The sequence below is a fragment of the Hyphomonas sp. UBA3601 genome (genome assembly GCF_002375605.1).
Taxonomy (GTDB): domain Bacteria; phylum Pseudomonadota; class Alphaproteobacteria; order Caulobacterales; family Hyphomonadaceae; genus Hyphomonas.
The window spans coordinates 17,693-31,128 of the sequence record NZ_DFME01000127.1 but is presented as its reverse complement, the minus strand read 5'-3'; the positions used below and the strand labels follow the sequence as shown (position 1 = coordinate 31,128).

Genomic DNA, 13,436 nt, shown 5'->3' with positions numbered 1-13,436 from the left:
AACCGTCCATGTCAGTATAGATGAAGCCGCCATTATTGCAGACCCAGAGTGCGCCGTCCGGACCGATCGCAAGGCCGTTGGGGCCGCCGCCGGGCGTCGCGATCACTTCGGTCTTGCCGTCACCCCAGCAGCGCGTGATGCATTTCTTCTCGATCTCGACAACGATAATGCTGCCATCGGCCATAACGACCGGGCCCTCCGGAAAGCGCAGACCGCTCGTGATGATTTCGAATTCCATGTGGCTGTTTCCTCCTCGCCCTTTTTTGGGAGGAGGTTAGGCGTCGCGATGGGGAAGGACAACGCGTATCCTAGGGGGAAGTGAACGCGCTGATCCGGTCGAGCTGGCGGATGGAGAAGGCGAAATCATTGCCTTCGCCGGCCTCGAACTGTTCTGCGCCGGTTTCTTTCCACTGGTTCGCGTCTAGTTCCGGGAAGTAAGCGTCTCCATCGGGTGCGGCATCGACTTCCGTAAGATAGAGGCGATCTGCAATCGGCAGGGCCAGTTTGTAGATGGCTTCGCCACCGATCACGAAAACCTTGTCGGCGGCGGTTCTGGCGGCCACGGCGCGGGCGGAGTTCGTTGCCGCCGCAAAGCTGGAATAGACACGGGCGCCTTCGGCATTGTAGGCCCAGTCGCGGGTCATCACGATGTTCTCGCGACCTTTGAGCGGGCGCACGGGCAAACTTTCCCAGGTCTTTCGGCCCATGATGATTGGGCACCCAAGCGTCGCTTTCTTGAAGAATGCGAGGTCACTTTTCAGGCGCCAGGGCAGATCACCTCCAGAACCAATCACATTGTTGCTGGCCCTGGCGGCAATCAGGCAAAGTTTTACATGTGCCGACATAGTGACCGGTTCCAATCTACTTGCATCCAATTTCGCGCGCGGCCCTTGTGACCAGAAGCGTCTGCGTGAATACATGCAGAGCCGAGTTTGTATGGTGAATGCAACCTTCTTTCATCAGTTTTCACAAGCCCAAAAACAGTTCCGTGGGGGATAATCAGAATGAAATCGATTGTAGCGATTCTGACCAATGGAAACCCGGAACAAATCGGACTGGCAATTCCTGCTCTTCTGTTGTCGTTCTTGGCAATTTGGCTGCTCAGAGGGCGCGGATGGGCGCTCATTTATGTCGCACTCATTCCCTTTTTGAACTGGTCGTTCGGGATCATCCCGGAGTTTCAGATTCTTGCCCCGACAGGCACCGGACTGACCGCTCAAGGCGTGTCTCTCCATCCGATGACAATGGTAACTGGAATGGTGTTCGTGGTCCGCGATTTCGTGCAACGCGAAATGGGCCACCGGGTGTTGCTTGTGATGGCCATGGCGATCGCCTGGTCGTTTTACTATGCGTGGCCCGTGATTGCGCTGGCCAGCGGCATCGCATTTGCCATTTCCGAGGGGGTGGATTGGCTGATGTTCACCTTCACCAAATATCGGCTATCGACCCGGATTCTGCTCTCCAGCGCGCTGGCAGCGCCGGTCGATACGACTGTGTTCCTGTATGGCGCTGATCTCGCCAAGCAGATGGAACTTGGCATGGACCCCGGAAACTCGCTGCATGTGTGGAACTGGATCGTGTTCGTGATCGGCAAGATGGTCGGCGCGGTTATCGTTTCGGCAGTCATTCGGCGGCGGGAAAACCTCGGTCTCGTGGATCCGGCGGCCGCCTGACTGTACTATCCGGGAATACCCATATTGCTGATGTCATAGAAACATGCATATTTGCGCAAATATGCAAATAAGGAGTCGATCATGGCGGACGGCAAGAAGGACTATGGCGCGATAACGGGTGCGATCAGCGAGGGAATATCCGGGCTTCGCGGCACCGGGGCCAAGGAGACGCTGACGCAGTTCAACGCGATGGCGAAGGCCGCTCTCGCGGATGGGGCGCTCGACACGAAGACCAAGGAACTGATCGCGCTCGCCATCGGCGTTGCCAAGCAGTGCGATGGATGTATCGGCTTTCACACCAAGGCGCTCAAGAGGCTGGGCGCGACGGATGAGGAAGTGGCCGAGACGCTCGGCATGACCGTTTACATGGGCGGTGGCCCAAGCCTGATGTATGCGGGCGACGCCTGGACGGCTTGGCAGAGCCTCAATGATTCCTAGACGGCCACCGGCGCCTTGATGTGAGCGTGCGGTTCGTAGCCTTCGACCGTGAAGTCTGAATACTCCCAGCCGAACAGGTCGGTCTTGTCGGGATTCAGGATCATGCGGGGCAGGGCATGCGGCTCACGGGTCAGCTGGAGCCGGGTCTGCTCCATATGGTTCAGGTAGAGGTGCGCATCGCCGAATGTGTGGACGAACTCGCCAGCTTCCAGCCCGGTCGCGCGCGCCATCATCAGGGTGAGTAGCGCATAGGATGCGATGTTGAACGGTACGCCGAGGAAGACATCGGCCGAGCGCTGGTAGAGCTGGCAGTTCAGCTTGCCGTCCATGACATTGAACTGGAACAGGCAGTGACAAGGGGGCAGGGCCATGTCGTTCACATCGGCCGGGTTCCAGGCGGACACAATCAAGCGGCGGGAATTGGGATTGGTGCGGATTTCGTCCAGCACCCACTGGATCTGGTCAATCACCCGGCCGTCCGGCGCGGCCCAACTGCGCCACTGCTTGCCATAGACGGGGCCAAGGTCGCCATTCTCATCGGCCCACTCATCCCAGATCGAAACGCCGTTCTCCTTCAGATACGCGATGTTCGTATCGCCTTTCAGGAACCAGAGCAGTTCGATGATGATTGAGCGCAAATGCAGTTTCTTGGTGGTCACCATTGGAAAGCCGTCGGCAAGGTCGAACCGCATCTGACGGCCAAACACAGCGCGTGTGCCCGTGCCGGTCCGATCTCCGCGTTCATGGCCATTGTCCAAAATGTCCTGCAGGAGATTGAGATATTGCTGCATGTCGGCCTCGGTCGGGAATCGATTTTCAGAGTTCAGGATACCACGGAAACAGGCTGTGGGGGCAAGGCCCGACAGCGGGTTTTAACCAGATGGTCTAGGCCCAATCAGGGTAAATGCTGTCTTTCCCCACTGCACCAATTTTGAGGCCATATCTGAAGACGCAGGAAATCAGTCTGAGCGAAACTCAGGATTCGCAGACAGGTGCTGACGATCGATGGGGCAAGTGATGGATATGTATCCTGCAAACAGGCAATCGCACTCACTCGCGCGCGATGATCGCGGCAATCTGACTGTGCTCACTGCGTTCATTCTGGCCTCTATGGTGGCGCTGGTTGGTTTGGCTGTCGATCTCGAGTTTATCTTCAGGCAACAGGCGCGCGTTCAATATGCGATGGACTCGGCGGTGCTGGCTGGGGCGTTGTCGCGCCAGGCGGGCGCGACAGATGAGGAAGTGACCGCAGACATTCGCGAATACATGAGCCCGCTGATTGCGAGCGCTGGCGGCGGTATGACATGTACACCCGTCACTGTGGTCTTCACCGATGACAGCGAAGACATTCTCGGGAAAATGAATTGCACCCAGCCGACCTTCATTTCCAACATCATGGGAAATGACGACATGAGCTTCAACGTCGCTTCGACCTCGACCTTCTCGGTCGGAAAGATCGATGTCTCGTTTGTGTTCGACGTATCGGGCTCCATGAACAGCAACAATCGGCTAACCCTGTTGAAAGAGGCTGCGGTCATCGCGTTTGATGAATTGCTGCCAGATGATCAGGTGCGGGATGGCACGGTCAGGCTGGGCATTGTGACCTACAATAATTCGGTCAATGCGGGGGCTTATTTTGATGAGGTGACGCGCGCGGTCACCATTCCGGCCGACACTTCCAACAGCAATGGGTTGAGCAATTACAATTCCTACAATAGCGCGCGGATGTATGACGACGCGACCGGCAAGCGTTTCATGTACTACGAAAACGGCACGTGCACCGAAAGCGATCCGGATGAGTGTGACCAGCATGGTGACTATGACTGGGACGTTGCCCGATGGTTCTGGGAAGACTCGTCAGCCACCGACACGTGTGTGTACGAGCGGACAGGCACCTATGCTGATAGCGATGCAGCGCCGGGCAGCTTCGCCTGGATCGGGGCAGGCAATCCACGCTGGAACTTCTATGATAGCGATCGCGACAAGTATCGCGGCGAAAACGAGATCGAAAATGGCGGCGCAAATGGCTCTACCGGCGCACTCGATTTCTACTATGCGACGTGCCGCGCCACCGGGCCGGTCCCATTGACCGAAGACAAGGCAGCGCTGACCGCCCATGTGAACAGCATGACGGCGAATGGCGGCACCGCCGGACATCTGGGAGTGGCGTGGGGGTGGTACCTGCTGTCGCCGAACTGGCAGAATGTCTGGCCGGAGACGGCTAAGCCCTGGGACTATGACGAGGTCAATGTGACCAAGGCCGTGATCCTGATGACAGATGGAGATTTCAATACAAACCATCCCAGTGCCAGCAAGAACTCCTTCAGGCAGGCCATGGATTTATGCGACGCCATGAAGGCCGAGCCGTCCAAGGTCCAGATTTACACGGTCGGTTTTCAGGTGCCATCCTATGTGCAGACCACGTCTGATGGGCAAACCATTATGGAATATTGCGCGACAAGCCCGTCTTATGCTTTTGATGCGTCGAGTGGGGACGAGTTGAAGGAAGTCTATCGCGAGATCGCCCAGTCGATTTCAGATCTGCGCATCAAGAGCTAGGTTTCAGGGACTGCCATTCCGTCATCTACGCGCACGGTTTGCGCCCGGTCCCCAAATGCTTCGAACAGGAAGGCTTCGGTGCCGGTCAGCCAGGCTTGCCCTCCCAGCGCTGCCAGCTCATCAAACAGTGCGGCGCGCCTGTCCGCATCAAGGTGGGCGGCTGCCTCGTCCAACAGCAGCAGGGGAGAGGGGCCATCGCCGCCAGCGCGGAGCGCCGCAGCCGATGCGAGGATCAAGCCGATGAGCAGGGCCTTCTGCTGGCCGGTCGAGGCGTCCTTGGCGGGCGCACCGGTTGGCCGGTGAATGACCGTGAGGTCTGAGCGATGCGGACCATCAATGGTGCGTCCGGCGGCGATATCGCGGCGACGGGTCGTTCGGAAGGTTTCGGTCAGCGCTTCGAAGATCGTCTTGAAGTCATCGCCGCGAAGGGCGGCTTGTTCGGCCTTGCCTTCCAGTGCGAGGTCAGCCTTCGGGAAATAGCCTTCGGGTCTTGCATCAATCGCCACCTGCAGGGATTCCAGCACATGGGCGCGGTTGATGGCCATTTCTGCTCCGGACTCCGCCATGCGGGCCTCGATGGCATCGGCCCAGGCCGGATCCACATGACCGCGTTCCAGCAGGGCATTGCGTTCGCGCATCGCTTTCTCATAACGGCCCGCAGCGGTGCCATGGGTCGGCATATGTGCCATGACCTGACGGTCAAAGAAGCGCCGCCGGTCGGACGTGCTGCCACGAAACACACCGTCCATTGTGGGCGTGAGCCAGACGATGCGCACAAGATCTGCGAGGTCGGATGCGGTTGCTGGCGCGCCATCAATACGTACCGTACGTTTCGTACTGGGGCCGGTATCGACACCTACGCCGATCCGCTGATCGTTTACGAGTGCGGCGGAAACAGTCCAACCGCCCAGCGCGTCTTTTCGTATCATTTCCGGCAGGGTGGCCGAACGCAGACCTCGGCCCGGCCCCAATTGGCTGACGGCTTCCAGCAAATTCGTCTTGCCTGCGCCATTCGACCCATAGAGACAGACATGCCGGCCATCGAGTGGCAGGCTGAGCGACTCGTAATTTCGAAAGTCAGTCAGGGTCAGGCGGGTCAGGGCGGTCATTCAAGCTGTATGGAGGGGCCAGAGGTCAGGAGTCGAGACCATGGCCGCCTTCGGGCCGGGTCTCTGCGATGCGTTCCATGCCGGCGATCATTGGGCGGCCCTTGGTGATGGCATCCTGTACGATTGGCATCGACAGGCTCGCCGAGTGGCTTTCCTGACTATCCCAGGCTTCGGTTATCCAGATGGCGTTCGCGTCGGTTGGATCGCTGGCCACGATATAGCTGAGGCAGCCGGGCATGCCCGAGACGCCATCGATAAGGATGCGCATCAGCGCGTCGCGGTTGCCATCCGTTGCCGTGAACTTTCCGATGAGGCCGTACATGCTTGTCTCCTTCCGGGTCGGGATACCACAGGCCGCCAAGCCGGTCGCTGCGGTTGCGCTGGCAAGAAGGGTCCGGCGATCCAGCGGCTCCACAGACAAACTACACCCGCAGCGGCATCAACACATAACGCGCGCTATCATCTGATGGGTCCAGCACGAGCGCAGGCGACGCAGGATCACTGAACATGAACTCGGCTTCGACAGCCTCGATCTGGCCGGCAATGTCGAGCAGGTATTTCGCGTTGAATCCGATTTCCATCGCTTCGGAGCCATACTCGGCTTCGAGTTCTTCATTGCCCACACCCGTTTCAGCGTGATTGACAGCCAGTACCAGCTTGCCATCAGACAGGGACATTTTTACCGAGCGTGAGCGCTCGGCCGACACGGTCGAAACGCGGTCGACAGCGGCTTCGAAGGCCTTGTTGTCGATGGTCAGCTTCCGGTCATTCCCTTTCGGGATGACGCGGCCATAATCCGGGAAGGAGCCGTCGATCAGTTTAGAAGTCAGGACGGCGCGACCTGCACGCACGACGATCTTCGTGTCGGAGACTTCGATTTCGATGTCGTCATCCACCCCGTCGACGAGGCGGCGCGCTTCCGCGACCGCCTTGCGGGGCACGATGATGCCTTCGAGATTTTCCGCGCCGGCGGGAGCCGGAAGTTCTGCCAGGGCAAGACGATGGCCGTCTGTGGCAACGGTGCGGAGCACGGCCGTACCGTCTTCGGTCTTGGCTCCGTGAAGATAAACGCCGTTCAGATAGTAGCGGGTTTCTTCAGTGGAGATCGCGAAGCGGGTCTTGTCGATCAAACGGGCGAATTCCTTGGCGCCAAGTGAGAATTTGGTCGGCGTGTCGTCAGAGCTCATGGTCTGGAAGTCGGATGCTGGCAGGGTCGGCAGTTCAAAGTGCGAGCGGCCTGCGGTGATCGCGAGGCGCTGGCCTTCGGGTTGGACTTCCAGTTCGACTTCGGAGCCCGCAGGCAGTTTGCGGACGACGTCAAACAGCGTACCGGCCGGGGCCGTGACCGCACCTTCGCGCGTGACGGTTGCATCCGCGCTGTCCACGGCCTCGATGTCGAGATCGGTCGCAGTGAGTTTCAGCTCGCCATTGCTTGCTTGAAGCAAGACATTGGAGAGGATCGGAATTGTGTTCCGGCGCTCCACCACATTCTGCACGTGAGAGAGTGCGTTCAGCAGGTCGCCGCGTTCAATCGTCAGTTTCATCGTCCGTTCCGTTCATCGGGGGGCCTTGGAAAAGGCCCGGAATTCTTCACCAGTCCTGCCGCTTCCGCCCGGAACCGGCGGTCCGGAATGGAATCGGCCCGCTCTGTGGGGAGAGCGGGCCGAGCACACTTACTCAAACAAAGGCAAAAGCCAAGCGCCGATCGTAGATTCGCCGCTCTCAGCTGGGTTTGCCTAATTCATGCCTGCCGCCTGTAGCTCCAGGATGGTCTCGTTCACGGCTTTGATGTGCGCGCCCAATTCATTGTTCTCGGGCAAGGCCTTGGACACTTTGCGGTGCGCGTACAGGATCGTGGTATGGTCACGCTTGCCGAAACTGTAGCCGATCTGCGGGAAGGATTTCCCGGTCAGTTCGCGGCAGAGATACATGGCAATCTGGCGTGGATACACCACGGCGCGTGCCTTGCTCGGGCTCTCCATGTCAGCCTTGGAAACCTCGAACACTTTCATGGCAGCCTTCTTGACCAGTTCGATGGAGGGCTGGCGGACATCGCCTTCGGTCCGGCGGATGATCTTGTGAACCATTTCCATTGTGGGCGTGCGAATGCCGAAGGCCGCTTCGGTGTAGAGGTTCCAGATCGCACCCGTCATCTCGCGGGCCTGACCACGGATGCCGGCATTGAACTCGGCGATCATCTCGTCGGTGACCGCAAAGTTCGGGTGACCGGCCTCGATGTGGTCAGCGAGGTGGCGCATGATTTGGTGCCGCATGCCTGCATCCGGTGCGCCAACCTCAACAGTGGTCGCGCCTTTCAGCTCACTGATCATGCGCGGGCTGAACCCGGTGACATCGCCGGGGGCCTTATCACCCGCCAGCACGACATGGCCGCCATTGGCCGTGACTTCGCGAATGTTCTGAAACAGTTCCGTCTCGGTGCCGGGCTTGCCGCTGATCCGGTGAAGATCGTCGATCATCAGGATCGTCGCCGCGCGCAGCCGCTTCTTGAGGGCGCTCGTATCCTTCACCTTCACGCCATCAGTGTAGGATGAGAGGAACTCCTCGGCCGTCAGATAGACAATGTGACAATCCTCGCCGCGCTGCTCTGCAGCGGTCTTCAATGCGTGCAGGATGTGTGTCTTGCCAGTGCCTTGCAGGCCGTAGAACAAGGTTGTCAGCGTTCCGACCGGCAACCCGCCTGCAATGCGTTTGGCCATCTGGACAGCCAGCTCGTTCGCCTCACCCGTGACGAGCGTCTCAAAGCTCATAACAGGCGCGCCGGAGCCGGAACCGGCAGGTTTCGCCTGCTCGGGCGCGGCCTCGGCGATCTCCGCCTTGGCCCATGGGTCCTCGACAATGTCGAGCAGCTCAGCGGGCGCGGTGCGCCAGCAGACGAGCTTGATCGCTCGGCCTGCCGGGTCATGCTCGCGCCAGATGCGCTGGATCGCATGGCGGTGTGCGCCATACACGCGGTCAAAAGACAGCGGGTCGCGCGCCGCGATCACCATTTCGCCATTGAACTCAGCGACCAAGCGCAGGCCATCGATCCAGCGATCATAGTCGGCGGTGTTGAGGATTGTCGCAAGATGGGCTTTGACAGTCAGCCAAATCTCCTTGCCCGGAGCATTCTTGCCTTTATTCATCTTCTTGAAGTCTACGCCAGTTTTTGAATCAAAGAGTTTGTTCCCGTCCATGCCGAGCCCCATTTTCTAGTTATAATTTCACCCTGACCAACTGGCACGCAGTTTCCCTTCCGAACCGAAATTCGGTCACACTCAATACTCCGTGTCGGGAGAACTTTTCTGTTGGTAAATTGAAATTACTCACTGGGGGTTTTGCTGACAAGTGCTACTTTTATGCGACAACAGGATTTGATGAGTTGACTCTTCGTACTGTACCTCAAACCGCAATCAAATCAGGTGCTTGAGCACTGATCTTTTTTTGTGAGTGAGTCGCCCCACACATTTGTTCGCACCTGTTCTGTCAACAGGGGGCGCGGGTATAAGGCTGTGGATATCTGCAGAAAATCGACGTGTTTCTCAGGATCGCTGACGAGTCCCTACATTACCGCAACCCGGACCCCGTCAGTCAGCCCAAATTCGCAATCCTACCATGAAACATCCAGTAGAAATGATGTTGAAACTCGAAAGGTCCAATTTGTTGTATTAGGAGATTGACATGAAAAAACCCGCCTGAACCATCAGGCGGGTTTCAAATTTCCAATCGGGAAAAGTCCGATCAGCCCATCGCTTTGACGCGAGCTGACAGACGCGAAACTTTCCGCGATGATGTGTTCTTGTGCATGACGCCTTTGGTCACCGCGCGCATCAGTTCAGGCTGAGCAGAGCGCAGCGCTTCCTGGGCAGCAGACTTGTCGCCAGCTTCGATTGCTTCTTCGACCTTGCGAACAAAAGTACGCACGCGCGAGCGGCGGGCTTTGTTCACTTCGGTGCGGTTCGCAATCTTGCGGACCATTTTCTTGGCGGAACGGGTATTAGCCATATTAAACTCCTGTGGCCCAAAGGGCTCCCTTCGGGCTGAAGGCGGGGGAATACATAAACGGTGCGAAGGCGTCAACCGCGCAATTGAGGCTGGTTGCAGGAAATAGCAGGTGGGCCGGGGCTTTCAGCATCATTTGTCTTTGAAATGAGCGGAGCGTTTCTCGACATAGGCGGCCATGCCCTCTTTCTGATCATCCGTGGAGAACAGGGACTGAAACATGCGGCGTTCAAACTGGATGCCTTGCGAAAGCGGAGTCTCATAGGCCACTTTGATGGCTTCCTTGGTCAGCATGGCGGCCGCCAGAGGCATGGATGCGATCGTGCGGGCGAGTTCCCGCGCAGCATCCATAAGGTCGTCGGCAGGGACGACCCGGCTGACAAGGCCACAACGCTCGGCTTCTTCAGCCTCCATCATGCGACCAGTCAGGCAGAGTTCCATCGTCTTGGATTTACCTATCACGCGGGCGAGGCGCTGTGTGCCGCCGGCGCCCGGCATGACGCCGAGGCGCACTTCCGGCTGTCCGAACCTGGCGGTATCCGCTGCCAGTATGATGTCGCACATCAGGGCCAGTTCGCATCCCCCGCCAATGGCATAGCCGGAAACGGCGGCCACAATGGGTTTGCGGGCGCGAGCTGCGCGTTCCCAGTTCCGGCTGATGAAATCTTCATAATAGGACTCAGGATAGGTTTTTTCCTGAATTTCCTTGATATCTGCGCCACCCGAAAAGGCTTTCTTGCCGCCCGTCAGGATGATGCAGCCAATGTCCGGATCGGCTTCAAATCGATCCAGCGCATCTGTCAGCTCATTCATCATCTCTTCGCAGAGGGCGTTCAGGCTCTCGGCGCGATTGAGCGTGATCACGGCGAAGCCGGCTTCCTGGTCAATCTCGGTGAGAAGCGTTTTGTAAGACATTCATTAAATCCTGCTCGTCGCGGTGTGGCGCTGGCAATTTGATCTGCAGCAGCCTTTAACTTTCGGGACACTCTACATTCGGCTGCCCGGGGCCGGCAAAATCTGGAGGGCGATGCGCTTTTTCTGTTGCGGATCAATTCGCGAAGGCGGGCCTATACCGCGAACATGACGCATTTGTCATCCATTGCGAGTCATATGGCGGGAAAGGGCGACAATATACGCGATTGGTTGTTTTCAAGGCAGCACCCTATATCCCACCCATGACGGACGACACACAAACACCCCGTGACCCGGAGCGCAACCGCTTGTCGGGCCGGATTGCGCGCAGCGCACGGGTTGGTGCCAACCTGTCTGGCGCGGGTCTAACCTTCGCCACGCAAAGCCTGTTCGGGGGGGATCAGGGAGATGAAAAGATTGCCCGTGCGCTGGCCGCTGCGCTCGGTAAGTCCAAAGGTCCGCTGATGAAGGTGGCCCAGATGGTGTCGACCATTCCGGATTTCCTGCCGCCCGAATATGCCGCCGAACTCAGCCAGCTGCAGGCTGAAGCCCCTGCCATGGGATGGCCTTTCGTGAAACGCCGGATGCGCGCTGAACTGGGCGCCGACTGGCAGGAAAAGTTCGGCGCGTTCGAAAAGGAGGCCTCGCATGCCGCCTCGCTTGGCCAAGTCCATGGCGCGACCCTGCATGACGGGCGCCGGGTCGCCTGCAAGCTGCAGTATCCTGATATGGCCAGCGCGGTGGAATCCGATATTGGCCAGCTCAAGACCATGCTTGGCCTGTTCAAGCGGATGGATGGCTCTATCGACCCGAGCGCGATGGTGGTCGAAATCACCGACCGCCTCCGTGAAGAGCTCGATTATGCGCGCGAGGCCAAGCATATGGCGCTCTATGCGAACATGCTGGCCGATCGTGATTTCGTCACTGTGCCGGATCCTGTGCCCGAACTGTCCACCGACCGGTTGCTGACCATGAGCTGGGTATCCGGCAAGCGGCTGGATGCGTTTGAGGATGCCCCGCAGGAGGTGCGCAACCGGATTGCGGAAATGTTGTTCTGGACATGGTGGGGGCCGTTCAACTCCCATGCCGTGATCCATGGGGACCCGCACCTCGGCAATTACCAGGTGACCGGGGAGGGGACCGGGCTGAATCTGCTCGATTTCGGCTGCATCCGTATCTTCCCGCCGGAGTTCGTCAGCGGCGTGGTCGATCTCTATCGCGCGATCCTGGCGGACGATTTCGACGCGGCCTATGCCGCCTATGAGAAATGGGGCTTCAGCGGCTTGTCCCGCGAGCTGGTCGAAGTGCTGAATATCTGGGCGCGCTTTATATATGGACCACTGTTGGACGACCGCGTGCGTTCAGTCGCAGACGGTGTGACGCCCGGCGAGTATGGCCGCAAGGAAGCCTTTGCCGTTCGCAAGCTGCTCAAGGAAAAGGGCCCCGTTAAGATCCCACGCGAATTCGTCTTCATGGACCGGGCCGCTATCGGACTGGGCGCAGCCTACCTCCGCCTTGGAGCAGAATTGAATTTCTATCGCCTCTTCAATGAAAGCCTCGAAGGCTTCGATATTGAGAAGGTCGCCGCGCGGCAGGCTGAGGCCAAGGCTGCTGTTGGGCTCGACTGACCCAAAGGAAGTTTGTCTCGCCTCTGGCACTCTCAGGCAGGAGGCGCTAATCCGACTCCCATGAGCGACGATCTTACCAGAAACCAGACTTTCGACACGCCTGAAGGCTATTCCATCCTGCCATGGCATCGCGGCTTTGGCCGCCAGATTGGGCCCCTCTTCGAGAAGCGGGACGAGACCGGCCTGACGCGTGCCTTCAGGGTCGAGGAATACCATACCAATGGCATGATGAATGCGCATGGCGGCATGATGATGACCTTTGCCGACATGGCCTGGGGTGCTGCGGTCGAAAAGGATGAGGACACGTGGTGGGTCACGGTCCGTCTGATGTGCGATTTCCTCTCCGGCGCGTCGATGGGCAGCTTCGTTGAGGGCAAGGCCGAAGTTGTCGGTCGTCAGGGCGACATCTTCACGGTCGAAGGCCGCATCTGGACGGGCGACAAATTGCTGATGCGGGGCACGGGCATCTTCAAGGTGATCGAGCGCCGCGACGGCCAGCAGAAGCCCTTCAAGCGTGCCAGCCAGGACGCCTGACGGCCTGGCCAATGGTTGACTCCGGCCGGGTGGCTGCGTATCCGGCGACGCAATGAACATCGCACTGCACCACCATCACCATCATTCGTGACGCGCCGACGAGGCGCGAACCGGTCCGGCTGCGCCTCCTGAAAGTGTTCATTCTTCCGAACCAGACCAGATGAGGCAGGCCGCGCCCGGTCCGCGCTGCGCCGACGTGTTGCCTTTCCAATCTGTGCGTCTCCGTCTATGCGGAGCGCGTCGGCAACCAGGACCTGAGACGATCATGAGCGACAAGGACACACCGCCCCTCACCGGCAAGGATCTTGCCCGCAAGCCGCGCGGCTTTCCGGACAAGCGCGAGAGCCTGATCCATGCTCAGGCCGGGCTGGTCGAGACGATCACCGGCGTCTACCGCCAATGGGGCTTCGAGGCGCTGGAAACCAGCGCCTTTGAGTATGCCGACGCGCTTGGCAAGTTCTTGCCAGATGATGACCGACCGAATGCCGGCGTGTTTGCCATTCAGGATGATGACGAGCAGTGGATGTCGCTACGCTATGATTTGACCGCACCGCTGGCCCGGTTCGTGGCCGAGGCGGGTCAGT

The 13,436-nt window shown here is 58.9% G+C and carries 15 protein-coding genes; 6 read left to right on the top strand and 9 right to left on the bottom strand.

All coding sequences use genetic code 11. The features are described from left to right. Both B4F73_RS13975 and B4F73_RS13970 read right to left on the bottom strand, forming a co-directional pair. A partial coding sequence (locus B4F73_RS13975) for an SMP-30/gluconolactonase/LRE family protein (RefSeq protein ID WP_290483568.1) occupies positions 1-238 on the bottom strand: 238 nt, incomplete at its 3' end. Between the two features lie 70 nt (positions 239-308). Further along, positions 309-845, bottom strand: a complete 537-nt coding sequence (locus tag B4F73_RS13970) for a dihydrofolate reductase (protein ID WP_206991308.1) — start codon at positions 843-845, stop codon at positions 309-311. Between the two features lie 159 nt (positions 846-1,004). Between B4F73_RS13970 and B4F73_RS13965 the strand changes: the two genes are divergently transcribed. Both B4F73_RS13965 and B4F73_RS13960 read left to right on the top strand, forming a co-directional pair. Then, complete coding sequence (locus B4F73_RS13965; RefSeq protein ID WP_034810545.1) at positions 1,005-1,673, top strand: hypothetical protein; 669 nt, start codon at positions 1,005-1,007, stop codon at positions 1,671-1,673. An 81-nt stretch (positions 1,674-1,754) separates the two neighbouring features. After that, the gene (locus B4F73_RS13960) at positions 1,755-2,111 is read left to right on the top strand and encodes a carboxymuconolactone decarboxylase family protein (RefSeq protein WP_290479935.1); all 357 of its coding nucleotides are present in this window, start codon (positions 1,755-1,757) and stop codon (positions 2,109-2,111) included. On the opposite strand, the gene B4F73_RS13955 is transcribed toward B4F73_RS13960, so the two are convergent. Further along, positions 2,108-2,902: a thymidylate synthase gene (locus B4F73_RS13955; protein WP_290479934.1), complete on the bottom strand. Its 795-nt coding sequence runs from the start codon at positions 2,900-2,902 to the stop codon at positions 2,108-2,110. The genes B4F73_RS13960 and B4F73_RS13955 overlap by 4 nt on opposite strands. 226 nt (positions 2,903-3,128) lie before the next feature. Between B4F73_RS13955 and B4F73_RS13950 the strand changes: the two genes are divergently transcribed. Further along, entirely contained in the window at positions 3,129-4,670 is a 1,542-nt protein-coding gene (locus B4F73_RS13950; protein WP_290483567.1) for a TadE/TadG family type IV pilus assembly protein, read from the top strand. Here the strand turns inward: B4F73_RS13950 and recF are convergent. The 6 genes from recF to B4F73_RS13920 form a co-directional block, all read right to left on the bottom strand. Continuing rightward, positions 4,667-5,779 (bottom strand): DNA replication/repair protein RecF, encoded by a 1,113-nt coding sequence (gene recF / locus B4F73_RS13945; RefSeq protein ID WP_290483566.1) that lies wholly within the window; start codon positions 5,777-5,779, stop codon positions 4,667-4,669. The genes B4F73_RS13950 and recF overlap by 4 nt on opposite strands. Positions 5,780-5,804: 25 nt before the next feature. Beyond that, positions 5,805-6,101, bottom strand: coding sequence for a putative quinol monooxygenase (locus B4F73_RS13940; RefSeq protein WP_290483565.1), 297 nt, complete (start codon positions 6,099-6,101; stop codon positions 5,805-5,807). 100 nt (positions 6,102-6,201) lie between these two features. Then, on the bottom strand, positions 6,202-7,323 hold the full coding sequence (gene dnaN / locus B4F73_RS13935) for a DNA polymerase III subunit beta (protein WP_206991303.1): 1,122 nt from the start codon (positions 7,321-7,323) through the stop codon (positions 6,202-6,204). Between the two features lie 192 nt (positions 7,324-7,515). After that, positions 7,516-8,973 (bottom strand): DnaA ATPase domain-containing protein, encoded by a 1,458-nt coding sequence (locus tag B4F73_RS13930; protein WP_290483564.1) that lies wholly within the window; start codon positions 8,971-8,973, stop codon positions 7,516-7,518. A gap of 544 nt (positions 8,974-9,517) precedes the next feature. Continuing rightward, positions 9,518-9,781 (bottom strand): 30S ribosomal protein S20, encoded by a 264-nt coding sequence (gene rpsT, locus B4F73_RS13925; RefSeq protein WP_034810557.1) that lies wholly within the window; start codon positions 9,779-9,781, stop codon positions 9,518-9,520. 129 nt (positions 9,782-9,910) lie between these two features. Further along, entirely contained in the window at positions 9,911-10,693 is a 783-nt protein-coding gene (locus tag B4F73_RS13920; protein ID WP_034810559.1) for an enoyl-CoA hydratase, read from the bottom strand. 260 nt (positions 10,694-10,953) lie between these two features. On the opposite strand from B4F73_RS13920, the gene B4F73_RS13915 reads away from it, so the two are divergent. The 3 genes from B4F73_RS13915 to B4F73_RS13905 form a co-directional block, all read left to right on the top strand. After that, entirely contained in the window at positions 10,954-12,318 is a 1,365-nt protein-coding gene (locus B4F73_RS13915) for an ABC1 kinase family protein (protein ID WP_206991300.1), read from the top strand. 60 nt (positions 12,319-12,378) lie between these two features. Then, positions 12,379-12,852, top strand: coding sequence for a PaaI family thioesterase (locus B4F73_RS13910; protein ID WP_206991299.1), 474 nt, complete (start codon positions 12,379-12,381; stop codon positions 12,850-12,852). Positions 12,853-13,117: 265 nt separating this feature from the next. Further along, the coding region (locus B4F73_RS13905) for an ATP phosphoribosyltransferase regulatory subunit (RefSeq protein WP_290483563.1) at positions 13,118-13,436 on the top strand (319 nt) is incomplete at its 3' end.

Coding starts and splice junctions, on each gene's coding strand:
- B4F73_RS13970 (WP_206991308.1), bottom strand. CDS start 845: ATGTCGGCACATGTAAAACTTTGCCTGATTGCCGCCAGGGCCAGCAAC.
- B4F73_RS13965 (WP_034810545.1), top strand. CDS start 1,005: ATGAAATCGATTGTAGCGATTCTGACCAATGGAAACCCGGAACAAATC.
- B4F73_RS13960 (WP_290479935.1), top strand. CDS start 1,755: ATGGCGGACGGCAAGAAGGACTATGGCGCGATAACGGGTGCGATCAGC.
- B4F73_RS13955 (WP_290479934.1), bottom strand. CDS start 2,902: ATGCAGCAATATCTCAATCTCCTGCAGGACATTTTGGACAATGGCCAT.
- B4F73_RS13950 (WP_290483567.1), top strand. CDS start 3,129: ATGGATATGTATCCTGCAAACAGGCAATCGCACTCACTCGCGCGCGAT.
- recF (WP_290483566.1), bottom strand. CDS start 5,779: ATGACCGCCCTGACCCGCCTGACCCTGACTGACTTTCGAAATTACGAG.
- B4F73_RS13940 (WP_290483565.1), bottom strand. CDS start 6,101: ATGTACGGCCTCATCGGAAAGTTCACGGCAACGGATGGCAACCGCGAC.
- dnaN (WP_206991303.1), bottom strand. CDS start 7,323: ATGAAACTGACGATTGAACGCGGCGACCTGCTGAACGCACTCTCTCAC.
- B4F73_RS13930 (WP_290483564.1), bottom strand. CDS start 8,973: ATGGACGGGAACAAACTCTTTGATTCAAAAACTGGCGTAGACTTCAAG.
- rpsT (WP_034810557.1), bottom strand. CDS start 9,781: ATGGCTAATACCCGTTCCGCCAAGAAAATGGTCCGCAAGATTGCGAAC.
- B4F73_RS13920 (WP_034810559.1), bottom strand. CDS start 10,693: ATGTCTTACAAAACGCTTCTCACCGAGATTGACCAGGAAGCCGGCTTC.
- B4F73_RS13915 (WP_206991300.1), top strand. CDS start 10,954: ATGACGGACGACACACAAACACCCCGTGACCCGGAGCGCAACCGCTTG.
- B4F73_RS13910 (WP_206991299.1), top strand. CDS start 12,379: ATGAGCGACGATCTTACCAGAAACCAGACTTTCGACACGCCTGAAGGC.